Raw genomic sequence first — 20586 nt, forward strand, 5'->3', positions numbered from 1 at the left:
GGCCTCCATTCGATAACTCCGTGAGGAGCTGTAGATAATGAAAGATCTGTTAAATCTGCTCAAATCACAAAGCCAGTCCGACGAGTTCGACTCGATCAAAATCACGCTGGCATCACCAGAGATGATCCGTTCCTGGTCCTATGGTGAAGTGAAGAAGCCTGAGACTATTAACTACCGTACGTTCAAGCCTGAGCGTGACGGTCTGTTCTGTGCGAAAATTTTCGGCCCAGTCAAAGACTACGAATGCTTGTGTGGTAAATACAAGCGTATGAAGCACCGTGGTGTCATTTGTGAGAAGTGTGGCGTTGAAGTGACGCTGACAAAAGTACGTCGTGACCGTATGGGTCATATCGAGCTTGCTTCTCCGGTTGCGCATATTTGGTTCTTGAAATCACTACCATCCCGTATCGGCTTGATGCTGGATATGACACTACGTGACATTGAGCGCGTACTGTACTTTGAATCATTTGTTGTGATCGAGCCGGGCATGACTACGCTAGAGCGTGGTCAGTTGCTGAATGACGAACAGTACTTCGAAGCACTTGAAGAATTTGGCGATGAGTTCGATGCGCGCATGGGTGCTGAAGCAGTACAGATGCTGATGGCGTCGATCGATCTTGAAGAAGAGATTCAAATGCTGCGTGAAGAAATTCCGCAAACGAACTCTGAAACGAAGATCAAAAAGCTATCTAAGCGCCTTAAGCTGTGCGAATCATTCTACAAATCGGGCAACAAGCCTGAGTGGATGGTAATGAATGTGCTGCCAGTACTGCCACCAGATCTGCGCCCGCTAGTACCGCTAGATGGTGGTCGTTTTGCTACATCTGATCTGAACGATCTGTACCGTCGCGTTATCAACCGTAACAACCGTCTGAAGCGTCTGCTTGACCTGAACGCACCTGACATCATCGTACGTAACGAAAAACGTATGTTGCAGGAATCTGTTGATGCGTTGCTGGATAACGGCCGTCGTGGTCGTGCGATCACCGGTTCTAACAAGCGTCCTCTGAAATCTTTGGCTGATATGATCAAAGGTAAACAGGGTCGTTTCCGTCAGAACCTATTGGGTAAACGTGTAGATTACTCTGGCCGTTCGGTAATCGTGGTAGGTCCTTACCTGCGTCTGCACCAGTGTGGTCTGCCTAAGAAGATGGCGCTTGAGCTATTTAAGCCATTTATCTTCTCCAAGCTTGAGTTGCGTGGCTACGCGACAACTATCAAAGCCGCTAAGAAGATGGTTGAGCGCGAAGAGCCGTTGGTATGGGATATCCTGGATGAAGTTATCCGTGAACACCCTGTGCTACTGAACCGTGCACCAACGCTTCACCGTTTGGGTATTCAGGCGTTCGAGCCGGTACTAATTGAAGGTAAAGCGATTCAGCTTCACCCGCTTGTCTGTGCGGCGTATAACGCTGACTTCGATGGCGACCAAATGGCGGTTCACGTACCTCTGACCATCGAAGCACAGCTTGAAGCACGTGCATTGATGATGTCTACGAACAACATTTTGTCACCTGCTAACGGCGAGCCGATCATCGTGCCTTCTCAGGACGTGGTATTGGGGCTGTACTTCATGACGCGTGAGCGCATCAATGCTAAGGGTGAAGGTATGTCCTTCTCCGATATTGATGAAGTTGAACGCGCTTACGGTGCGAAGCAGGTTGACCTTCAAGCGCGCGTTAAGGTGCGTATTGAAGAGACTGTTTGCGATATCGAAGGTAACGTGACTGAATCTATCAGCATCAAAGAGACGACGGTCGGTCGTGCCATGCTGTTTGCGATCGTGCCGAAAGGCCTGCCTTTTGAGCTCGTGAACCAGTCTATGAAGAAGAAAGCGATCTCGCGTCTTCTGAACGAAGCGTATCGTCGCTGTGGTCTGAAGGATACCGTTATCTTTGCAGACCAATTGATGTACACCGGCTTCCGTCAAGCGACAGCTTCTGGTGCGTCTATCGGTGTAAACGACTTCGTTATCCCAGATGAAAAAGCGACTATCGTTGGTGAAGCTGACGTAGAAGTGAAGGATATCGAGCGTCAGTTCGCTGATGGTTTGGTAACGCAAGGCGAGAAGTACAACAAGGTTATCGACATCTGGTCGCGTGCTAACGAATTGTTGGCTAAGCGCATGATGGAAAACTTGAAAACAGAGCGTGTTATCGATCGTGAAGGTAATGAAGTTGATCAGGAGTCCTTCAACTCTGTTTACATGATGGCCGACTCCGGTGCCCGTGGTAGTGCTGCACAGATTCGTCAGCTGGCGGGTATGCGTGGTCTGATGGCTAAGCCGGACGGCTCTATCATCGAAACACCGATCACGGCGAACTTCCGTGAAGGTCTGAACGTACTTCAGTACTTCATCTCGACGCACGGTGCGCGTAAAGGTTTGGCCGATACAGCACTGAAAACAGCGAACTCTGGTTACCTAACGCGTCGTTTGGTTGACGTTGCGCAGGACTTGGTGATCACTGAACACGACTGTGGTACAGAGCACGGTCTGGTTATGCAGCCAATGATCGAAGGCGGCGACGTTGTTGTTGCTCTAGGTGATCGAGTGCTGGGTCGTGTGGTTGCGAAGGATGTGTTGGATCCAAGTGACGCAGACGTGTTGATCCCAGCCGGTACGCTTATCGATGAAGCATGGGTACACCGTCTAGAGAGTGATGATCGTTTCTCCTCTATTGATGAGATTGTGGTTCGCTCTGCAATCACATGTGACACGCGTTTCGGTATCTGTGCGAAGTGTTACGGACGTGATCTGGGTCGTGGTCATCAGGTTAACCCTGGCGAAGCAGTGGGTGTTATCGCTGCTCAGTCGATCGGTGAGCCGGGTACACAGCTGACCATGCGTACGTTCCACATCGGTGGTGCGGCATCGCGAGCAGCTGCGGTAGATAGCGTTCAAGTTAAGAACGGCGGCGAGATTCGTCTGCACAACTTGAAGTATGTAGAAACACCAGAAGGTAACTTGGTTGCGACATCTCGTTCCGGCGAGTTGGGTGTAACTGATGAGCACGGTCGTGAGCGTGAGCGTTACAAAGTGCCTTATGGTTCTGTTATCAAGGTTCGTGATGGTAGCTCGGTTAATGCGGGCGATATCGTAGCGAACTGGGATCCGCACACGCACCCAATCATTACTGAGGTTGCTGGTAAGGTCGTCTTCGTTGGTATGGAAGATGGCATCACCGTGAAGCAAACAATCGATGAGCTAACAGGCTTGGCTCGTACGGAAGTGCTTGACGTTAAAGATCGCCCAGCAGCGGGTAAAGATATCCGTCCAATGATCAAGCTGGTCGATGAGAACGGCGTTGATATTTGTCACCCAGGTACAGATGCGCCTGCGCAGTACTTGCTGCCAGCGAAAGCGTTGCTGAACATGGCAGATGGGGCATCGGTAGCGGTGGGTGACGCGTTAGCGCGTATTCCACAAGAAGGCTCGGTCAACAAAGATATCACCGGTGGTCTGCCGCGTGTTGCTGACTTGTTTGAAGCACGTAAGCCAAAAGAGTCTTCGATTCTGGCGGAAGTATCAGGTGCGATCTCGTTCGGTAAAGAGACAAAAGGTAAGAAGCGCCTGGTCATCTCGCCGAATGACGCTGAGCCAATCGAAATTATGATTCAGAAGTGGCGTAACCTGAACGTGTTTGAAGGTGAATACGTTGAGAAGGGTGAGGTTATCTCCGATGGCCCATCCAACCCACATGACATTCTGCGCATTTTGGGTGTAGAACGCTTGGCTGAGTATATCGTTAACGAGATCCAAGACGTTTACCGTCTGCAGGGTGTAGGTATTAACGATAAGCACATCGAAGTTATTGTGCGTCAGATGCTGCGTAAAGTTGAGATCATCAGTTCGGGTGATTCGACTTTCATCCCGGGTGAGCAAGTCGAGTACGCTGCGGTTGTGGCTGAAAACGCCGAGCTTGAAGAAGCAGGTAAGATCCCTGCGAAATTTGAGCGCGTGTTGTTGGGTATCACGAAAGCATCGTTGGCGACTGAGTCGTTCATCTCGGCAGCATCCTTCCAAGAGACAACACGTGTCTTGACTGAAGGCGCAGTCACCGGCAAGCAAGACTTCTTGCGTGGCTTGAAAGAGAACGTTGTGGTAGGTCGTCTGATTCCGGCAGGTACGGGTCTGGCTTATCACTCTGAGCGTAAGCGTAAGCGTGCGCTGGCTCAAGGTACGGAAACTGTTAGCGCAGAAGAAGTACAAGAAGCATTAACGGCTGCACTGAGTGCATCCTTGTCTGATCCTGATTAATATTTAGTCAGTGATTGACGAAACGGGCTGAAATTGATTAAAATTTCGGCCCCTTAGTGACCGGGTTAAATTAACCCGGTTTTTTGGTATATCTAAACGTGAAAACGTGGAGTTTGCTTAATGGCAACAATTAACCAATTGGTTCGTAAGCCACGTAAGCGCAAAGTACAGAAAAGTGACGTTCCGGCACTTGAGGCTTGCCCTCAGCGTCGTGGCGTATGTACTCGTGTTTACACTACTACGCCGAAGAAGCCTAACTCGGCTCTTCGTAAAGTATGCCGTGTTCGTTTGACGAACGGCTTTGAAGTGACATCTTACATCGGTGGTGAAGGTCACAACCTGCAAGAGCACAGTGTTGTTCTTATCCGTGGCGGTCGTGTAAAGGACTTGCCTGGTGTGCGTTACCACACAGTACGTGGTGCACTAGACTGCTCTGGTGTTAACGATCGTAAGCAAGGTCGTTCCAAGTACGGTACTAAACGTCCTAAGTCTTAATCGCCGTCCGACGGTGAGGGCAAAAGTAGTCATCAATCTGGTAACAGAACGAAGTACTAAATTTGGCTAGGCCGGACACGGTAAGAGTAAGGTCAGGAAGTCGAGTTTCTTCCTGAATTTCCTGAAGACCTTTTTTAATTATGAGGGCTTATCATGCCTAGAAGACGCGTCGCTGCGAAGCGCGAAATTCTACCGGATCCAAAATTCGGTAACATTACACTGGCAAAATTCATCAACCACGTTATGGTTAGCGGCAAAAAATCTGTTGCTGAGCGTATCGTGTACGGTGCACTGGACAAGATCCAAGAGCGCACTAACAACGATCCTCTGGAAATGTTCGACAAAGCTCTGGAAGCTATCCAGCCAGCAGTTGAAGTTAAGTCCCGCCGTGTAGGTGGTGCGACTTATCAGGTTCCTTGTGAAGTTCGTCCATCTCGTCGTATGGCCTTGGCTATGCGTTGGTTGGTAGACGCATCTCGTAACCGTGGCGAAAAGTCTATGGCTTTGCGTTTGGCTGGAGAGATGTTGGACGCTGCTGAAGGTCGTGGTGCTGCTGTTAAGAAACGTGAAGACGTGCACCGTATGGCAGAAGCTAACAAAGCTTTCGCTCACTATCGCTTCTAAATACCAGAGGATTGAGTCGTGGCTCGCAAAACTCCTATTGCCCGTTACCGTAACATCGGTATCTGTGCGCACGTAGACGCCGGGAAAACCACTACTACAGAACGTGTTCTTTTCTACACAGGTCTATCCCACAAGATCGGTGAGGTACATGATGGTGCCGCAACGATGGACTGGATGGAGCAGGAACAAGAGCGTGGTATCACAATCACGTCTGCTGCTACTACCTGTTTCTGGAAAGGCATGAACCAGCAATTTGACGACCACCGTGTAAATATCATCGATACTCCGGGGCACGTTGACTTCACAATCGAAGTAGAACGTTCTTTGCGTGTATTGGATGGTGCGGTTGTTGTTCTGTGTGCCTCTTCAGGTGTACAGCCACAAACTGAAACAGTTTGGCGTCAGGCGAACAAATACGAAGTACCTCGCATGGTATTCGTAAACAAAATGGACCGTGCTGGTGCTGACTTCTTTATGGTTGTTGATCAACTTAAAGACCGTCTGGGTGCTAACGCTGTACCAGTTAACTTCCCGATCGGCGCTGAAGATGAGTTCAAAGGCGTTGTAGATTTGATCCGCATGAAGGCGATCATGTGGAACGAAGCTGACCAAGGTATGACGTACGAGCTGGAAGATATCCCAGCTGACCTGCAAGATAAAGCTGACGAACTGCGTGAGCAGATGATCGAAGCTGCAGCCGAAGCGTCTGAAGAGTTGATGGAAAAATACCTTGAAGAAGGTGAGTTGACTGAAGACGAAATCAAAGCAGGTCTGCGTGCTCGTACGCTAGATAACGACATCGTTCTGATGTTGGCTGGTTCTGCGTTTAAGAACAAAGGTGTTCAAGCAGTACTAGACGCAGTTATCGAGTACATGCCTTCTCCAGAAGAAGTTAAGGCGATCGAAGGTACGCTGGACGACGCTGACGAGACTGTTGCTACGCGTGAAGCGAAAGACGACGCACCATTCGCTGCGTTGGCTTTCAAAATCGCAACAGACCCATTCGTTGGTACGTTGACATTCGTACGTGTTTACTCGGGTGTATTGAACTCTGGCGACAGCGTTTACAACTCAGTGAAGCACAAAAAAGAGCGTATCGGCCGTATGGTACAGATGCACTCGAACAGCCGTGAAGAGATCAAAGAAGTACGCGCTGGTGACATCGCTGCGATGATCGGTCTTAAAGATGTAACGACTGGTGATACGCTGTGCTCTATCGACGAGAAGATCGTTCTGGAGCGTATGGAGTTCCCAGAGCCGGTAATCTCTGTTGCTGTTGAGCCAAAATCTAAAGCGGACCAAGAAAAAATGGGTATCGCTCTAGGTAAGTTGGCACAAGAAGACCCATCTTTCCGCGTTGAAACAGACGAAGAATCAGGTCAAACGATCATCTCCGGTATGGGTGAGCTTCACCTTGATATCATCGTTGACCGTATGAAGCGTGAGTTCAGCGTTGAAGCAAACATTGGTAAGCCACAAGTGGCATACCGTGAGAAGATCCGTCAGTCTGTTGAAGCTAACCACAAGTTCGCGCGTCAGTCTGGTGGTCGTGGTCAGTACGGTCACGTTGTTGTTGAGTTCAGCCCGTCTGAAGACGAAGGCCTAGAGTTCATCAACGAAATCGTAGGTGGTGCTATTCCGAAGGAATACATCCCAGCGGTTCAAAAAGGTATCGAAGAGCAGATGAAGAACGGTGTTATCGCCGGCTATCCTCTGATCGGTTTGAAAGCGCGTCTATATGACGGTTCATTCCACGACGTTGACTCTAACGAGATGGCGTTTAAGATCGCAGCTTCTCAAGCGCTTAAGAAGTACGCAATGGAAGCAAATCCATGTCTGCTTGAGCCGATGATGAAAGTTGAGGTTGTTACACCTGAAGACTACATGGGTGACGTGATGGGTGACCTGAACCGTCGTCGTGGTCTGGTTCAGGGTATGGAAGACTCCTCATCAGGTAAAGTCATCCGTGCGCAGGTACCACTTGGTGAAATGTTCGGTTACGCAACTGATTTGCGCTCCGCAACACAAGGTCGTGCGACCTACTCGATGGAGTTTGAAGGCTATGCCGAAGCTCCAAATAATATCGCCGAAGCGGTGATGAAAGATAACTAATCTTAGCCTGACTATAGAGGTAAATTCTCGTGGCAAAAGCATCATTTGAACGTAATCTGCCGCACGTTAACGTAGGTACAATCGGCCACGTTGACCACGGCAAAACAACTTTGACAGCAGCTCTGACACGTGTATGTGCAGAAGTATTCGGTGGTGAAGCGGTAGCATTCGATGGTATCGATAACGCACCAGAAGAGCGTGAGCGTGGTATCACAATCTCTACATCACACGTAGAGTACGAATCAAACACACGTCACTACGCGCACGTAGACTGCCCAGGACACGCTGACTACGTTAAGAACATGATCACCGGTGCTGCTCAGATGGACGGCGCGATCCTAGTATGTGGCGCAACTGACGGCCCAATGCCTCAGACGCGTGAGCACATCCTACTATCTCGTCAGGTAGGTGTACCTTACATCGTAGTATTCCTAAACAAAGCTGACCTGCTAGCAGAAGACTGTGGCGGCGTTGACTCTGAAGAATATGAAGAGATGAAAGAGCTGGTTGAAATGGAGATCCGTGAGCTGCTAGACACTTACGAATTCCCAGGCGACGACACGCCAATCATCTGCGGTTCTGCATTGATGGCACTGAACGGTGAAGACGACAACGAGCTGGGTACAACAGCAGTTAAGCAGCTAGTTGAAGCACTAGACAGCTACATCCCAGAGCCAGAGCGTGCAATCGACGGTGCCTTCATCATGCCAATCGAGGACGTATTCTCAATCTCTGGTCGTGGTACAGTAGTAACAGGTCGTGTAGAGCGCGGTATCATCAAAGTTGGTGAAGAGATCGAGATCGTTGGTATCCGTGAAACTCAGACGACAACATGTACGGGTGTAGAGATGTTCCGTAAGCTGCTTGACGAAGGTCGTGCAGGTGAGAACGTTGGTGCACTGTTGCGTGGTACTAAGCGTGACGAAGTAGAGCGTGGTCAAGTATTGGCTAAGCCTGGTTCAATCCAGCCGCACACAAACTTCGAATGTGAAGTATACGTACTGTCTAAAGATGAAGGTGGTCGTCACACGCCATTCTTCAAAGGCTACCGTCCACAGTTCTACTTCCGTACAACGGACGTAACAGGTTCTTGTGAACTGCCAGAAGGCGTGGAAATGGTTATGCCAGGCGACAACGTTCAAATGAACGTAACACTGATCGCGCCAATCGCAATGGACGAAGGTCTGCGTTTTGCGATTCGTGAAGGTGGCCGTACAGTAGGTGCCGGTGTTGTATCTAAAGTAATCGCATAATATTTTATTGTGTGTAAAAAGCCTCCCTTTTTAGGGGGGCTTTTTTGTTTTGGTTAAAAAGTGTTCGAATGGGCTTGACCTAAATGGTCGTGCTGAGTAGAATTTGCGTCCCCTTCATTCGAGGGGAGGCCATTTTTCGGTCTTTAATAAATTTTGAATAAGTGTGTGATCAAAAATGCAAAACCAGAAAATCAGAATTCGTCTGAAAGCGTTTGATCATCGCCTGATCGACTCTTCTACGCAAGAAATCGTTGATACAGCGAAGCGTACGGGTGCTCAGGTGCGTGGTCCGATCCCGCTTCCAACTCGCAAAGAGCGTTACACAGTATTGATCTCTCCGCACGTTAACAAAGACGCGCGTGATCAATATGAAATTCGTACGCACAAGCGTGTTCTGGATATCGTGGAGCCTACAGAAAAAACTGTTGATGCTCTTATGAAGCTGGATCTCGCTGCGGGTGTAGAAGTGCAGATCAGTCTAGGCTAATCAAGCACTGCGCAGAATTATTTGTTTAATGAAGCGCTGTTTGTGGAATGCGCCTGAAATGGGCAGCCGTAGTGGGTAACAGCCCCGTACACAACTGGCAAGAGGTAAATATAATGTCTGTAGGTTTAATCGGACGCAAAGCGGGTATGACTCGCATCTTCACTGAAGATGGCGTATCCGTGCCAGTCACGGTCATCGAGGTGGATCCGAATCGCGTGACTCAGGTTAAAACTGTAGAAGCTGACGGCTATCAAGCTGTTCAGGTTACTACGGGTTCTGTGAAGGCTAACCGCCTAAGCAAGCCTGAAGCTGGTCATTTTGCGAAAGCAAATACTGAGGCCGGTCGCGGTTTATGGGAGTTCCGTCTGTCAGGTGATGAAGAAATCAATGTTGGTGATGCACTAACAGTTGAGCGCTTCGAAGCAGGTCAGAAAGTAGATGTTACTGGTCAATCAAAAGGTAAGGGTTTCCAAGGCGGCGTTAAGCGCTGGAATTTCCGTACTCAAGATGCGACTCACGGTAACTCGCTATCTCACCGTGCTCCGGGTTCCATTGGTCAGTGTCAAACTCCTGGTCGTGTTTGGAAAGGCAAGAAAATGGCAGGTCACATGGGTGCTGAACGTTGTACTGTTCAGACACTTGAGATTGTGCGTGTAGACGCAGAACGCAACCTGTTGTTGATTAAAGGTGCTGTTCCAGGCGCAACTGGCGGTGACGTAATCGTTAAACCAGCTGTTAAAGCTGGCGCCTAAAGGGGGTTGTGATGAATTTGAATCTGGCTGGAGCCAATGGATCGGTCGAAGTATCCGATCTGGCATTTGGTAAAGAATTCAACGAAGCGCTGGTACACCAAGTAGTTACTGCTTACTTGGCTGGTGCTCGTCAGGGTACAAAAGCACAGAAGACACGTTCCGAAGTTGCTGGCGGTGGCGCTAAGCCATTCCGTCAAAAAGGTACGGGTCGTGCACGTGCAGGTACAATCAGTTCTCCTATCTGGCGTTCAGGTGGTGTTACATTCGCTGCTAAACCACGTGAGCACGCTCAGAAGGTAAACAAAAAGATGTATCGCGCAGCTATGCGTTGCATCTTCTCCGAACTAGTTCGTCAAGAGCGTCTAGTTGTTGTAGAACAGCTATCTTTGGAAGCTCCAAAGACTAAGCAGTTCGTGGCGAAGATGAAAGAGCTAGAGCTGGCAAACGCGCTAATCGTGACAGAAGATCTAGAAGCTAACCTATACTTGGCGGCTCGTAACGTACCGCACGTTGATGTGCGTGATGTTGCAGGTATCGATCCAGTAAGCTTGGTTGGTTTTGACAAGGTATGTGTCACTGTGGCTGCTCTGAAGAAAATTGAGGAGGCGCTGGCATGAACCAGGAACGTCTGTACAAAGTACTGTTAGGTCCTCATATCTCTGAGAAAGCAACTATCGTCGCTGATAACTCTCAGCAGGTAGTTTTTCGTGTGGCAAAAGATGCTACCAAACCTGAAATCAAAGAAGCGGTAGAACAGCTGTTCAACGTTAAAGTTGCTGGCGTAAACGTTCTAAACGCAAAGGGTAAGACCAAGCGTACTGCGCGCGGCTTCGGCAAGCGTAGTGACGTTCGTAAGGCGTATGTATGTCTTGCAGAAGGCTCTGAGATTGATTTCCTTGGTGGCGAATAAGAAGGGGTTAAATCATGGCAGTTACTAAGACAAAGCCAACCTCTGCTGGACGTCGTCACGTAGTTAAGGTTGTTGGTGCGGAGCTCCATAAAGGTAAGCCTTTAGCTGCGCTGCTTGAGAAAAAGAGCAAGTCCGGTGGACGTAACAATAATGGCCGTATCACTACGCGCCACATCGGGGGTGGTCATAAGCATCACTACCGTGTTGTTGACTTCCGTCGCAATAAGGATGGTATCCCAGCGACTGTTGAGCGTTTGGAATACGATCCAAACCGTTCAGCGCACATTGCGTTGCTGAAATATGCTGATGGTGAGCGTCGTTACATTATCGCTCCTAAAGGTGTTTCTGCAGGCGATAAGCTGGTTTCTGGTGCGGATGCGGATATCAAAGCAGGTAACACACTGCCTTTGCGCAACATCCCACTAGGTAGCGTGATTCACTGTATCGAGTTGAAGCCTGGTAAAGGCGCTCAGCTTGCACGCTCAGCGGGTACTTCTGCGCAGTTAGTAGCGCGTGAAGGTGCATACGCTACATTGCGTTTGCGTTCCGGTGAGATGCGCAAAGTGTTGGCAGAATGTCGCGCGACATTGGGTGAAGTTAGCAATAGCGAACACAGCTTGCGTCAGCTAGGTAAAGCTGGTGCGAAGCGTTGGAGAGGTGTACGTCCAACGGTTCGTGGTGTTGCAATGAACCCAGTTGATCACCCACATGGTGGTGGTGAAGGCCGTACTTCTGGTGGTCGTCACCCAGTATCTCCTTGGGGTGTGCCAACTAAAGGTCATAAGACTCGTAAGAACAAGCGCACGAACAAGCTAATCGTTCGTCGTCGTTCTGCTAAGTAACTAATTTGAGGATACAGCTGTGCCACGTTCACTGAAGAAAGGTCCATTTATCGACCTTCACCTGTTGAAGAAGGTAGAAGCTGCGATTGAAAACAACGACCGCAAACCAATTAAAACTTGGTCTCGTCGTTCAACGATCTTTCCACACTTTGTAGGAATGACGATCGCAGTTCACAACGGCCGCCAGCACGTTCCAGTTTTCATTTCTGAAGACATGGTTGGCCACAAACTAGGCGAGTTTGCTGTAACGCGCACGTATCGCGGTCATGCGGCAGACAAAAAGGCCAAGAAGCGTTAATAAGGGGATAGAAGATGGAAGTCGCTGCTAAATTGAAAGGCGCTCGCATTTCTGCCCAGAAAGCGCGCTTGGTTGCCGATCAGATTCGCGGTAAAGCCGTGGGTGAAGCCTTGAATATCTTGGCTTTCAGCCCGAAAAAAGGGGCAGCTATCGTTAAGAAAGTGCTTGAGTCTGCAATTGCAAACGCAGAGCACAACAACGGAGCTGATATTGATGAGCTGCGTGTCTCTGCGATCTTCGTAGATGAAGGCATGACAATGAAGCGCATCAAGCCGCGTGCAAAGGGTCGCGCTGACCGCATCCTGAAGCGCAACTCCCATATCACCGTTAAGGTGTCTGACTAAGGCTGAGTGCTAGGAGAGTTCGTTATGGGTCAGAAAATACATCCGACCGGTATCCGACTTGGTATCGTTAAAGATCACACATCTGTGTGGTATGCGGACAAGTCTGAATACGCAAGCAAATTGCTAAACGATCTTGAGGTACGTGAGTACCTAGAAGGTCAACTGAAAAACGCATCTGTAAGTCGCATCGAGATCGAGCGTCCTGCACAGAATGCAAAAATCACCATTTTTACTGCACGTCCAGGTATCGTGATCGGTAAGAAGGGTGAAGATGTTGAGAAGCTGCGCAACAAAGTTTCCGACATGATGGGTGTGCCTGTTCACATCAATATCGAAGAAGTTCGTAAGCCTGAACTTGATGCTCAACTAGTAGCGCAAAGCGTTGCTGGTCAGCTAGAGCGCCGTGTTATGTTCCGTCGTGCTATGAAGCGCGCGGTGCAGAATGCAATGCGTCTAGGCGCAAAAGGCATCAAGATTCAAGTAAGTGGTCGTCTTGGTGGTGCTGAAATCGCGCGTGCTGAATGGTACCGCGAAGGTCGTGTACCTTTGCACACTCTGCGTGCAGATATCGACTACGCAACTTACGAAGCACACACTACGTACGGTGTGATTGGCGTTAAAGTCTGGATCTTCAAAGGTGAAGTTCTTGGTGGTATCGAGCAGGTGCGCGCTGAGAAGAAAAATCCACCTAAGAAGAAAGGTTCTAAGTGAGGTAAACGTCAATGCTACAACCTAAACGACTGAAATTCCGTAAAGTGCAAAAAGGCCGCAACCGTGGTCTTGCACAGCGCGGCAGTAAAGTTAGCTTTGGCGAATACGGCCTAAAAGCAACTGGACGTGGCCGTATTACAGCACGTCAAATTGAAGCAGCACGTCGTACCATGACTCGTCACGTTAAGCGTGGTGGTAAGATCTGGATTCGTATTTTCCCAGACAAGCCTATCACTACTAAACCGCTTGAAGTGCGTATGGGTAAAGGTAAAGGTAACGTAGAATACTGGGTTGCTCAAATTCAACCTGGTCGCGTACTGTTCGAAATGAGCGGTGTGCCAGAGGATCTTGCAACAGAAGCATTCAACCTTGCTGCTGCTAAGCTTCCTGTATCTACAACCATTGTCAAACGGACGGTGATGTGATGAAAGCTAATGAACTGCGTGAAAAGTCAGCTGAAGAGCTTCAGCAGCAGCTGCTAGATCTTTTGAAAGATCAGTTTAACCTGCGCATGCAGAAGTCCACTGGTCAGTTGGCGCAGACTCACCTCCTGGGTCAGGTTCGTCGCGATATCGCTCGCGTTAAGACACTACTGAATGAAAAGGCAGGTGAAAAATGAGCGCTGAAAAACGTACTCGTACTGTGACTGGTCGTGTTGTCAGTGACAAGATGGATAAAACCATTACGGTCCTGGTAGAGCGCAAAGAGAAGCACCCTATTTACGGTAAATTCGTAAAGCGCTCCTCCAAGCTACACGCTCATGATGAGAAGAACGAATGTCAAATGGGTGATCTAGTAACGGTACAAGAGACTCGTCCTTACTCTAAGAGTAAGACTTGGGCACTTGTACGTGTTGAAGAGCGCGCTGCGAAGGTGTAATATATGCGCCTTCGCTCCATTTGATTAGGAATTTGCTACGTTGCAAATTTCAAAAAGTTTTGGAGTAGACCATGATTCAGACTGAAACTATGCTTGACGTCGCTGATAACAGCGGTGCTAAGCGTGTACAGTGTATTAAGGTCCTGGGCGGTTCTCACCGTCGTTACGCTGGTGTGGGTGATATCATCAAGGTGACTGTTAAAGAAGCCATCCCACGTGGTCGCGTAAAGAAAGGTCAGGTTCTTAATGCAGTAGTAGTACGTACCCGTAAAGGTGTACGTCGCCCGGACGGATCAGTAATCCGCTTTGATACCAACTCAGCGGTTCTATTGAACGCCAACGGTGCCCCAATGGGTACTCGTATCTTCGGCCCGGTAACGCGTGAACTTCGCTCTGAGAAGTTCATGAAAATCATTTCCCTGGCGCCTGAAGTGCTGTAAGGCATTAATTCTTCGGAATTATTCCTTTTAAAACGTCACTCTCGAGAGGGGGTGGCGTTTTTGAGCATGAGAGGGTAGTAGGAAGCGATATAGGTATATTATGCGCAAGATTAAACGTGACGATGAAGTGATCGTCATCGCAGGTAAAGATAAAGGTAAGCGCGGCAAAGTATTACGCGTACTTACTGACGATCGTTTGATCGTTTCTGGCATCAACATGGTTAAGAAACACACTAAGCCAAACCCGATGCTAGGCAAGCCAGGTGGTATCGTTGAGAAGGAAGCAGGTATTGCTACTTCTAACGTGGCGATCTTTAACCCTGCTACGGGTAAAGGTGACCGTGTAGGCTTCAAGACTCTTGAAGACGGCACCAAAGTTCGCTTCTTCAAATCTAACGGCGAAGTCGTCGGTAAATAAGGAGCGGATACCATGTCAAGATTGAAAGCACTTTACGCAAACGAAGTTAAGCAGTCTTTGAAAGAAGAGTTGCAAAGCCCGAACGTAATGGCTGTTCCACGCATCACAAAGATCACTCTAAATATGGGTGTTGGTGAAGCGTTGGGCGACAAGAAGCAGCTGGAAAATGCTGTTAATGATATGACTGCAATCGCCGGTCAAAAACCTGTGGTTACTTTGGCGCGCAAATCTATCGCGGGCTTTAAAGTACGTGAAGGCTGGCCAATCGGTTGTAAAGTTACACTACGTGGCGAGCGCATGTGGGAATTCTTAGATCGTCTGGTTGATGTATCTATTCCTCGTATTCGCGACTTCCGTGGTTTGAATCCTAAATCTTTTGACGGCCGTGGTAACTACAGCATGGGCGTTAAAGAGCAAATTATCTTCCCTGAAATCGAGTACGACAAGGTTGATAAGCTGCGTGGTCTAGATATCACTATCACGACTACTGCTCAGACTAATGACGAAGGCCGTGCGCTGTTGGCTGCACTAGGCTTCCCGTTCAAAAAGTAAGGGATTAGATAATGGCTAAGTCATCTATGAAGGCGCGTGAAGACAAGCGCGCAAAAGCGGTTGCTAAATTTGCTGAGAAACGTGCTCAGTTGAAAGCGATCATTAAGAACCCAGCATCTAGCGACGAAGAGCGCTGGGATGCTCAAGTTGCGCTGCAGAAATTGCCGCGTGACGCTAACCCTGTTCGTCAGCAGCGTCGTTGTCAGCTGACAGGTCGTCCACATGCGGTTTACCGCAAGTTTGGCCTGTGCCGTAACAAGTTGCGTGAAGCAGCTATGCGCGGTGACGTTCCGGGTCTTAAGAAGGCAAGCTGGTAAAACAGTTTGTTGAACGGTAAGCACGATGGTCTGGGCTAGTTAGCTACCGCATCGTGCTGCACAATTGAGGAAGTTAAACGCATGAGTATGCAAGACACACTAGCGGATATGTTTACACGTATCCGTAATGGTCATATGGCTGAGAAAACAGCCGTATCTATGCCGTCTTCCAAAATGAAGGTTTCAGTGGCAGAAGTACTGAAAAGCGAAGGTTACATCACTGGCTACAATGTAGAAGGTGAAGGTAAGCCATTGCTTACAGTCGAACTGAAATACTTCGATGGTAAGCCGGTAATCGAAGAAATTAAGCGCGTTAGTCGCCCAGGTCTTCGTATCTACAAAGGCGCTTCGGACCTACCGTCTGTTGCAGGTGGTCTGGGTGTGGCAATTGTTTCCACGTCTAAAGGCCTTATGACTGATCGCGCTGCACGCGCTGCTGGTATCGGCGGCGAAGTTGTTTGCACGGTATTCTAAGGGGGTTTCATGTCTCGTATAGCAAAAAATCCCGTAGTAGTACCTGCTGATGTTGAGTTGAAACTCGACGGACAGCTCGTCAGTGTTAAGGGTAAGAACGGTCAGCTATCTATCGATCTGCACACTTCTGTAGAAGTTAAGCAGGAAGGTAACGAAGTCACTTTCGGCGCACGCGATGGCTCTAAAATCGCTCGTGCTATGTCCGGTACAGCTCGTTCTTTAGTAAACAACATGGTTGTTGGTGTAGCTACAGGCTTCGAGAAAACCCTTCTTTTGCAAGGTGTTGGTTATCGTGCAGCTGCAAAAGGTAGCACTTTGAACCTGACGCTGGGTTTTTCACACCCAATCGATTATGAATTGCCTGAAGGCGTATCTGCAGAAACTCCTAACCAGACTACAGTGGTTATCCGCGGCGCGGACAAACAGCGTGTTGGTCAGGTAGCAGCAGAGATTCGCGCTTTCCGTCCACCAGAGCCTTATAAAGGTAAGGGTGTACGTTATGCCGACGAATACGTTCGTCGTAAAGAGGCTAAGAAGAAGTAAGGCAGGGTTATGAACGCTAAGAAACAAGCTCGTATTCGTCGCTCACGCCGTGCTCGCCTGAAAATGCGTGAACTCGGTGCTGCGCGCCTGTGCGTTAACCGCACACCTCGTCACATTTACGCTCAATTGATTTCAGTCGACGGTGGCCAAGTATTGGCATCTGCGTCAACTGTAGAGCAAGCGCTACGCGCTGGTGCGACGGGTAATGTTGAGGCTGCAGGTAAAGTAGGCGCTCTTATTGCAGAGCGTGCTAAAGAAGCAGGTATCACGAAGGTTGCTTTCGACCGCTCTGGTTTTAAATACCATGGTCGTGTGAAAGCTTTAGCTGACGCAGCCCGTGAAGGCGGCCTGGAATTCTAAAGGGGTCGATGATGTCAAATCACGAACAAAAAGATGGTGAACTACAGGAAAAGCTGGTTCAAGTGAACCGTGTAGCTAAAGTTGTAAAAGGCGGTCGTATTTTCGCATTTACAGCATTGACTGTAGTTGGTGACGGTAAAGGTCGTGTTGGCTTTGGCCGTGGTAAAGCGCGTGAAGTGCCTGTAGCTATTCAGAAGGCTATGGAGCAAGCACGTCGTAACATGGTTCGCGTTGAGCTAAATGGTGATACTTTGCAGTACCCAGTAAAAGCTCGTCACGGATCATCGAAAGTCTACATGCAGCCTGCTTCTCAAGGTACTGGTGTTATCGCCGGTGGTGCGATGCGTGCAGTATTGGAAATCGCTGGTGTCCACAACGTTTTGGCGAAGTGCTACGGCTCTACAAATCCAGTTAACGTTGTTCGCGCAACAGTTAAAGGTTTGCAAGAGATGCGTGCTCCAGAAGACGTTGCTGCTAAGCGTGGCAAGACTGTTGAAGAGATTTTGGGGTAATCGAACATGGCTAAGACTTTGAAAGTTACACTGGTTCGCAGCCCAATTTCTACACTGCCAAATCACAAGCTTTGTGTGAAAGGCCTGGGTCTGCGCCGTATCGGGCACACAGTTGAAGTAGAAGATACTCCTTCTGTGCGTGGTATGATCAACAAAGTCAACTACATGGTTCGTGTAGAAGGCGAGTAAGGGGAGTTCGTCACATGCGTCTGAACACTCTAAGTCCGGCTGCCGGCTCCAAACCTGCTGCGAAACGCGTTGGTCGCGGTATCGGTTCAGGTATTGGTAAAACAGGTGGTCGTGGTCATAAAGGCCAAAAGTCCCGCTCTGGCGGTTCTGTAAAACCGGGTTTTGAAGGCGGTCAAATGCCATTGCAGCGTCGTCTGCCTAAGTTTGGCTTCACGTCCCGCAAAGCTCGCTTTGTTGCAGAGATTCGTTTGAACGAGTTGGCTAAAGTTGAGTCTGAAGTGATCGATCTAGCAGCGTTGAAAGCTGCAGATATCATCTCTGAAGAGATTAAGTCTGCAAAAGTAATTTTGTCTGGCGAAATCAACAAAGCAGTAAACGTTAAAGGCCTTCGCGTTACTAAAGGTGCGTTAGCTGCAATCGAAGCTGCAGGCGGCAAAGTCGAGGCGTAAATGGCTAAGCAAGGAACAATACCAACCGGCAATCAAAGCGGATTAGGCGAGCTATGGTCTCGACTGCGATTCGTTTTGTTGGCGATCATTGTATACCGGATCGGAGCTCATATCCCGGTACCGGGCATCAACCCAGATCGTTTGGCCGCGTTGTTTGATCAGAATCAGGGTACCATCTTGAGTCTATTCAATATGTTTTCCGGTGGTGCACTGGAGCGTATGAGTATTCTCGCATTAGGTATCATGCCCTACATCTCTGCATCTATTATTATGCAGTTGATGACGGTAGTGAGCCCGCAGTTGGAACAACTGAAAAAAGAGGGCGAGGCTGGTCGACGCAAGATAAATCAATACACACGTTACGGCACTGTTGTGTTGGCTACGGTCCAGTCATTTGGTATGGCGGTGGGCTTGGCTAACCAGGGCGTTGCATTCTCAGCTGGCGCAAGTTTCTACTTCGTTGCTGTAGTTACCCTTGTAGCAGGCGCTGTTTTCCTTATGTGGTTAGGAGAACAGGTAACGGAGCGTGGTATTGGTAATGGTATCTCCATCCTTATCTTTGCGGGTATTGTTGCAGGTTTGCCTAGTGCAATTGGGCAGTCTTTCGAGGCTGCTCGCCAAGGTGACCTGAATATACTTGCGCTATTGGCTATAGCTGTCTTAGCGGTGGCAACTGTTGGTTTTGTAGTGTTTATGGAGCGCGGTCAACGCCGTATTACCATTAACTATGCGAAGCGTCAGCAGGGTCGTCAGGTTTTTGCAGCTCAGTCTAGTCATTTACCTCTGAAGGTTAATATGGCGGGTGTTATTCCTCCGATCTTCGCTTCAAGTATCCTGCTATTTCCAGCATCTGTTGGTCAGTGGTTTGGTCAGAGTGAAGGTATGGAGTGGCTTCAGGACGTAGCTTTAGCGCTGGGTCCAGGTCAGCCGCTTTATATTATCCTATTCGCAGCAGCGATTATTTTCTTCTGCTATTTTTACACAGCGATTATGTTTAATCCGCGTGAAGTGGCAGATAATCTTAAGAAATCAGGGGCGTTTATCCCGGGTATCCGTCCGGGTGAGCAGTCAGCTCGCTACATTGATTCCGTTCTAGGGCGTCTAACATTATTTGGTGCGCTGTATATTACAGCTGTATCATTGATGCCTCAGTTCTTGGTCGTAGCGTGGAATGTGCCGTTTTACTTTGGTGGTACTTCGCTATTGATTGTTGTCGTCGTCGTAATGGACTTTATGGCTCAGGTGCAGTCGCACTTGATGTCCCACCAGTACGAATCTCTGATGAAAAAATCAAATCTCAAAGGTGGCGGCGCTGGCTTTATGCGCTGAGCGCCCTAGGAGTGGATCATGAAGGTACGTGCATCTGTTAAAAAGATTTGCCGTAACTGCAAGATTGTTCGTCGCAATGGTTCCGTTCGTGTGATCTGCAAGGTGGAACCTCGCCACAAACAACGTCAGGGTTAAGAACCTGACTTCATAGAGGAAGGTGCGCGCTTGATTTATTTTTGATCAAAGCGTATAATTGCGCGCCTTCTATGGCATATAGAACATAAGCTCATGCATGATTGAGCATAGTTAGATGGAGTAAGTTGAATGGCTCGTATAGCTGGCGTCAATATTCCTGACAATAAGCATGCGGTTATTTCTCTGACTTACATTTATGGGATTGGCCGCACTACAGCAAAGAAAATTTGTGAAGCTGCGAATATCGCTGAAGCCACAAAAATTTCTGAGTTGACTGAAGAGCAACTCGATGTAGTTCGTGGAGAAGTTGGCAAGTTTACTGTCGAAGGTGACCTACGCCGTGAAGTGTCTATGAGTATCAAACGTCTCATGGACCTCGGTTGTTTCCGTGGAATCCGTCACCGTCGTAATCTGCCGGTTCGTGGACAGCGTAGTAAGACCAACGCGCGTACGCGTAAAGGTCCGCGTAAGCCGATCCGTAAATAAGTGTTAAGCGATAGGAATTTCCAATATGGCTAAGCCAGGCAATCGCACACGTAAAAAAGTTAAAAAGCAAGTCGTAGATGGGTTCGCTCATATCCACGCTTCTTTTAACAATACAATTATCACCATTACCGATCGCCAAGGTAATGCACTGTCTTGGGCGACTTCTGGAGGCTCTGGCTTCCGTGGTTCCCGTAAAAGTACGCCATTTGCTGCTCAGGTAGCTGCAGAGCGTGCTGGTCAGGCTGCTTTGGAATATGGTTTGAAAAATCTCGATGTGTTTGTAAAAGGTCCAGGACCAGGTCGTGAATCCGCAGTTCGTGCGCTGAATGGATGCGGCTACAAAATTACAAACATTACTGACGTGACGCCAATCCCACACAATGGTTGTCGTCCGCCGAAGAAACGTCGTGTATAAAC

General features: G+C 48.8%; 30 protein-coding genes. All 30 read left to right on the plus strand.

Annotated features, from left to right (window positions below; all coding sequences use genetic code 11):
• Nucleotides 1-37: 37 nt before the first annotated feature.
• A complete protein-coding gene (rpoC, locus tag EOE65_RS14750) occupies nucleotides 38-4258 on the plus strand; it encodes a DNA-directed RNA polymerase subunit beta' (protein WP_127695084.1) in 4221 nt (1406 codons plus the stop codon).
• Between the two features lie 120 nt (nucleotides 4259-4378).
• Complete coding sequence (rpsL, locus tag EOE65_RS14755) at nucleotides 4379-4753, plus strand: 30S ribosomal protein S12 (protein ID WP_127695085.1); 375 nt, start codon at nucleotides 4379-4381, stop codon at nucleotides 4751-4753.
• 153 nt (nucleotides 4754-4906) lie between these two features.
• A complete protein-coding gene (rpsG, locus tag EOE65_RS14760) occupies nucleotides 4907-5377 on the plus strand; it encodes a 30S ribosomal protein S7 (RefSeq protein WP_127695086.1) in 471 nt (156 codons plus the stop codon).
• A gap of 18 nt (nucleotides 5378-5395) precedes the next feature.
• Entirely contained in the window at nucleotides 5396-7489 is a 2094-nt protein-coding gene (fusA, locus tag EOE65_RS14765; RefSeq protein WP_127695087.1) for an elongation factor G, read from the plus strand.
• A 29-nt stretch (nucleotides 7490-7518) separates the two neighbouring features.
• Nucleotides 7519-8742 (plus strand): elongation factor Tu, encoded by a 1224-nt coding sequence (tuf, locus tag EOE65_RS14770; RefSeq protein ID WP_127695076.1) that lies wholly within the window; start codon nucleotides 7519-7521, stop codon nucleotides 8740-8742.
• Between the two features lie 175 nt (nucleotides 8743-8917).
• Nucleotides 8918-9229 carry a 30S ribosomal protein S10 gene (gene rpsJ / locus EOE65_RS14775; protein ID WP_127695088.1) on the plus strand — a complete coding sequence of 104 codons (312 nt, stop codon included), beginning with the start codon at nucleotides 8918-8920 and terminating at the stop codon, nucleotides 9227-9229.
• Between the two features lie 113 nt (nucleotides 9230-9342).
• Nucleotides 9343-9981, plus strand: a complete 639-nt coding sequence (gene rplC / locus EOE65_RS14780) for a 50S ribosomal protein L3 (RefSeq protein ID WP_127695089.1) — start codon at nucleotides 9343-9345, stop codon at nucleotides 9979-9981.
• A gap of 11 nt (nucleotides 9982-9992) precedes the next feature.
• Nucleotides 9993-10598 (plus strand): 50S ribosomal protein L4, encoded by a 606-nt coding sequence (rplD, locus tag EOE65_RS14785; RefSeq protein ID WP_127695090.1) that lies wholly within the window; start codon nucleotides 9993-9995, stop codon nucleotides 10596-10598.
• The gene (gene rplW, locus EOE65_RS14790; protein ID WP_127695091.1) at nucleotides 10595-10891 is read left to right on the plus strand and encodes a 50S ribosomal protein L23; all 297 of its coding nucleotides are present in this window, start codon (nucleotides 10595-10597) and stop codon (nucleotides 10889-10891) included. Before rplD ends, rplW begins: the two co-directional genes overlap by 4 nt.
• Nucleotides 10892-10905: 14 nt before the next feature.
• Nucleotides 10906-11733 carry a 50S ribosomal protein L2 gene (gene rplB / locus EOE65_RS14795; protein ID WP_127695092.1) on the plus strand — a complete coding sequence of 276 codons (828 nt, stop codon included), beginning with the start codon at nucleotides 10906-10908 and terminating at the stop codon, nucleotides 11731-11733.
• Between the two features lie 19 nt (nucleotides 11734-11752).
• Nucleotides 11753-12031, plus strand: a complete 279-nt coding sequence (gene rpsS, locus EOE65_RS14800) for a 30S ribosomal protein S19 (protein ID WP_127695093.1) — start codon at nucleotides 11753-11755, stop codon at nucleotides 12029-12031.
• Nucleotides 12032-12045: 14 nt separating this feature from the next.
• Nucleotides 12046-12375: a 50S ribosomal protein L22 gene (rplV, locus tag EOE65_RS14805; protein ID WP_127695095.1), complete on the plus strand. Its 330-nt coding sequence runs from the start codon at nucleotides 12046-12048 to the stop codon at nucleotides 12373-12375.
• Nucleotides 12376-12399: 24 nt separating this feature from the next.
• Entirely contained in the window at nucleotides 12400-13086 is a 687-nt protein-coding gene (gene rpsC / locus EOE65_RS14810) for a 30S ribosomal protein S3 (RefSeq protein WP_127695097.1), read from the plus strand.
• A gap of 11 nt (nucleotides 13087-13097) precedes the next feature.
• Entirely contained in the window at nucleotides 13098-13511 is a 414-nt protein-coding gene (gene rplP / locus EOE65_RS14815) for a 50S ribosomal protein L16 (protein WP_127695099.1), read from the plus strand.
• Nucleotides 13511-13705, plus strand: a complete 195-nt coding sequence (rpmC, locus tag EOE65_RS14820) for a 50S ribosomal protein L29 (protein WP_127695101.1) — start codon at nucleotides 13511-13513, stop codon at nucleotides 13703-13705. The genes rplP and rpmC overlap by 1 nt, the downstream gene beginning before the upstream one ends.
• Nucleotides 13702-13965 (plus strand): 30S ribosomal protein S17, encoded by a 264-nt coding sequence (rpsQ, locus tag EOE65_RS14825; protein ID WP_127695103.1) that lies wholly within the window; start codon nucleotides 13702-13704, stop codon nucleotides 13963-13965. The genes rpmC and rpsQ overlap by 4 nt, the downstream gene beginning before the upstream one ends.
• Before the next feature lie 71 nt (nucleotides 13966-14036).
• Nucleotides 14037-14405, plus strand: a complete 369-nt coding sequence (gene rplN, locus EOE65_RS14830; RefSeq protein WP_127695105.1) for a 50S ribosomal protein L14 — start codon at nucleotides 14037-14039, stop codon at nucleotides 14403-14405.
• A 100-nt stretch (nucleotides 14406-14505) separates the two neighbouring features.
• Nucleotides 14506-14823 (plus strand): 50S ribosomal protein L24, encoded by a 318-nt coding sequence (gene rplX, locus EOE65_RS14835; protein WP_127695107.1) that lies wholly within the window; start codon nucleotides 14506-14508, stop codon nucleotides 14821-14823.
• A 12-nt stretch (nucleotides 14824-14835) separates the two neighbouring features.
• Nucleotides 14836-15375: a 50S ribosomal protein L5 gene (gene rplE, locus EOE65_RS14840; protein WP_127695109.1), complete on the plus strand. Its 540-nt coding sequence runs from the start codon at nucleotides 14836-14838 to the stop codon at nucleotides 15373-15375.
• Nucleotides 15376-15386: 11 nt separating this feature from the next.
• The gene (gene rpsN / locus EOE65_RS14845) at nucleotides 15387-15692 is read left to right on the plus strand and encodes a 30S ribosomal protein S14 (RefSeq protein WP_127695111.1); all 306 of its coding nucleotides are present in this window, start codon (nucleotides 15387-15389) and stop codon (nucleotides 15690-15692) included.
• Nucleotides 15693-15773: 81 nt separating this feature from the next.
• Nucleotides 15774-16166: a 30S ribosomal protein S8 gene (gene rpsH / locus EOE65_RS14850; RefSeq protein WP_127695113.1), complete on the plus strand. Its 393-nt coding sequence runs from the start codon at nucleotides 15774-15776 to the stop codon at nucleotides 16164-16166.
• Nucleotides 16167-16175: 9 nt separating this feature from the next.
• Complete coding sequence (rplF, locus tag EOE65_RS14855; RefSeq protein WP_127695115.1) at nucleotides 16176-16709, plus strand: 50S ribosomal protein L6; 534 nt, start codon at nucleotides 16176-16178, stop codon at nucleotides 16707-16709.
• Nucleotides 16710-16718: 9 nt separating this feature from the next.
• The gene (rplR, locus tag EOE65_RS14860; RefSeq protein WP_127695117.1) at nucleotides 16719-17069 is read left to right on the plus strand and encodes a 50S ribosomal protein L18; all 351 of its coding nucleotides are present in this window, start codon (nucleotides 16719-16721) and stop codon (nucleotides 17067-17069) included.
• An 11-nt stretch (nucleotides 17070-17080) separates the two neighbouring features.
• Nucleotides 17081-17581, plus strand: a complete 501-nt coding sequence (gene rpsE, locus EOE65_RS14865; RefSeq protein WP_127695119.1) for a 30S ribosomal protein S5 — start codon at nucleotides 17081-17083, stop codon at nucleotides 17579-17581.
• Between the two features lie 6 nt (nucleotides 17582-17587).
• Entirely contained in the window at nucleotides 17588-17770 is a 183-nt protein-coding gene (rpmD, locus tag EOE65_RS14870; RefSeq protein WP_127695121.1) for a 50S ribosomal protein L30, read from the plus strand.
• A gap of 14 nt (nucleotides 17771-17784) precedes the next feature.
• Nucleotides 17785-18219 carry a 50S ribosomal protein L15 gene (gene rplO / locus EOE65_RS14875; RefSeq protein WP_127695123.1) on the plus strand — a complete coding sequence of 145 codons (435 nt, stop codon included), beginning with the start codon at nucleotides 17785-17787 and terminating at the stop codon, nucleotides 18217-18219.
• Nucleotides 18220-19548 carry a preprotein translocase subunit SecY gene (gene secY, locus EOE65_RS14880; protein ID WP_127695125.1) on the plus strand — a complete coding sequence of 443 codons (1329 nt, stop codon included), beginning with the start codon at nucleotides 18220-18222 and terminating at the stop codon, nucleotides 19546-19548. It abuts the gene before it with no gap.
• An 18-nt stretch (nucleotides 19549-19566) separates the two neighbouring features.
• Nucleotides 19567-19683 (plus strand): 50S ribosomal protein L36, encoded by a 117-nt coding sequence (gene rpmJ, locus EOE65_RS14885; protein ID WP_007021200.1) that lies wholly within the window; start codon nucleotides 19567-19569, stop codon nucleotides 19681-19683.
• A gap of 129 nt (nucleotides 19684-19812) precedes the next feature.
• The gene (gene rpsM, locus EOE65_RS14890; RefSeq protein ID WP_127695127.1) at nucleotides 19813-20169 is read left to right on the plus strand and encodes a 30S ribosomal protein S13; all 357 of its coding nucleotides are present in this window, start codon (nucleotides 19813-19815) and stop codon (nucleotides 20167-20169) included.
• 25 nt (nucleotides 20170-20194) lie between these two features.
• A complete protein-coding gene (rpsK, locus tag EOE65_RS14895; protein WP_127695129.1) occupies nucleotides 20195-20584 on the plus strand; it encodes a 30S ribosomal protein S11 in 390 nt (129 codons plus the stop codon).
• Nucleotides 20585-20586: the final 2 nt, after the last annotated feature.

The sequence above is a fragment of the Neptunomonas marina genome (assembly GCF_004005935.1).
Classification (GTDB): Bacteria; Pseudomonadota; Gammaproteobacteria; order Pseudomonadales; family Balneatricaceae; genus Neptunomonas; species Neptunomonas marina.

What these genes read in the sequence shown, in the direction of transcription:
- rpsH (WP_127695113.1), top strand. Translation starts at nt 15,774, where the DNA reads ATGAGTATGCAAGACACACTAGCGGATATGTTTACACGTATCCGTAAT.
- rpsM (WP_127695127.1), top strand. Translation starts at nt 19,813, where the DNA reads ATGGCTCGTATAGCTGGCGTCAATATTCCTGACAATAAGCATGCGGTT.
- rplD (WP_127695090.1), top strand. Translation starts at nt 9,993, where the DNA reads ATGAATTTGAATCTGGCTGGAGCCAATGGATCGGTCGAAGTATCCGAT.
- rplV (WP_127695095.1), top strand. Translation starts at nt 12,046, where the DNA reads ATGGAAGTCGCTGCTAAATTGAAAGGCGCTCGCATTTCTGCCCAGAAA.
- rpmC (WP_127695101.1), top strand. Translation starts at nt 13,511, where the DNA reads ATGAAAGCTAATGAACTGCGTGAAAAGTCAGCTGAAGAGCTTCAGCAG.
- rplN (WP_127695105.1), top strand. Translation starts at nt 14,037, where the DNA reads ATGATTCAGACTGAAACTATGCTTGACGTCGCTGATAACAGCGGTGCT.
- rplP (WP_127695099.1), top strand. Translation starts at nt 13,098, where the DNA reads ATGCTACAACCTAAACGACTGAAATTCCGTAAAGTGCAAAAAGGCCGC.
- rplE (WP_127695109.1), top strand. Translation starts at nt 14,836, where the DNA reads ATGTCAAGATTGAAAGCACTTTACGCAAACGAAGTTAAGCAGTCTTTG.
- rpsN (WP_127695111.1), top strand. Translation starts at nt 15,387, where the DNA reads ATGGCTAAGTCATCTATGAAGGCGCGTGAAGACAAGCGCGCAAAAGCG.
- rplC (WP_127695089.1), top strand. Translation starts at nt 9,343, where the DNA reads ATGTCTGTAGGTTTAATCGGACGCAAAGCGGGTATGACTCGCATCTTC.
- rpsQ (WP_127695103.1), top strand. Translation starts at nt 13,702, where the DNA reads ATGAGCGCTGAAAAACGTACTCGTACTGTGACTGGTCGTGTTGTCAGT.
- rpsG (WP_127695086.1), top strand. Translation starts at nt 4,907, where the DNA reads ATGCCTAGAAGACGCGTCGCTGCGAAGCGCGAAATTCTACCGGATCCA.
- rpsE (WP_127695119.1), top strand. Translation starts at nt 17,081, where the DNA reads ATGTCAAATCACGAACAAAAAGATGGTGAACTACAGGAAAAGCTGGTT.
- rplW (WP_127695091.1), top strand. Translation starts at nt 10,595, where the DNA reads ATGAACCAGGAACGTCTGTACAAAGTACTGTTAGGTCCTCATATCTCT.
- secY (WP_127695125.1), top strand. Translation starts at nt 18,220, where the DNA reads ATGGCTAAGCAAGGAACAATACCAACCGGCAATCAAAGCGGATTAGGC.
- rplR (WP_127695117.1), top strand. Translation starts at nt 16,719, where the DNA reads ATGAACGCTAAGAAACAAGCTCGTATTCGTCGCTCACGCCGTGCTCGC.
- rpmJ (WP_007021200.1), top strand. Translation starts at nt 19,567, where the DNA reads ATGAAGGTACGTGCATCTGTTAAAAAGATTTGCCGTAACTGCAAGATT.
- rpsC (WP_127695097.1), top strand. Translation starts at nt 12,400, where the DNA reads ATGGGTCAGAAAATACATCCGACCGGTATCCGACTTGGTATCGTTAAA.
- rpsJ (WP_127695088.1), top strand. Translation starts at nt 8,918, where the DNA reads ATGCAAAACCAGAAAATCAGAATTCGTCTGAAAGCGTTTGATCATCGC.
- rpsL (WP_127695085.1), top strand. Translation starts at nt 4,379, where the DNA reads ATGGCAACAATTAACCAATTGGTTCGTAAGCCACGTAAGCGCAAAGTA.
- rplX (WP_127695107.1), top strand. Translation starts at nt 14,506, where the DNA reads ATGCGCAAGATTAAACGTGACGATGAAGTGATCGTCATCGCAGGTAAA.
- rpmD (WP_127695121.1), top strand. Translation starts at nt 17,588, where the DNA reads ATGGCTAAGACTTTGAAAGTTACACTGGTTCGCAGCCCAATTTCTACA.
- rpsK (WP_127695129.1), top strand. Translation starts at nt 20,195, where the DNA reads ATGGCTAAGCCAGGCAATCGCACACGTAAAAAAGTTAAAAAGCAAGTC.
- rplO (WP_127695123.1), top strand. Translation starts at nt 17,785, where the DNA reads ATGCGTCTGAACACTCTAAGTCCGGCTGCCGGCTCCAAACCTGCTGCG.
- rplF (WP_127695115.1), top strand. Translation starts at nt 16,176, where the DNA reads ATGTCTCGTATAGCAAAAAATCCCGTAGTAGTACCTGCTGATGTTGAG.
- rpoC (WP_127695084.1), top strand. Translation starts at nt 38, where the DNA reads ATGAAAGATCTGTTAAATCTGCTCAAATCACAAAGCCAGTCCGACGAG.
- rplB (WP_127695092.1), top strand. Translation starts at nt 10,906, where the DNA reads ATGGCAGTTACTAAGACAAAGCCAACCTCTGCTGGACGTCGTCACGTA.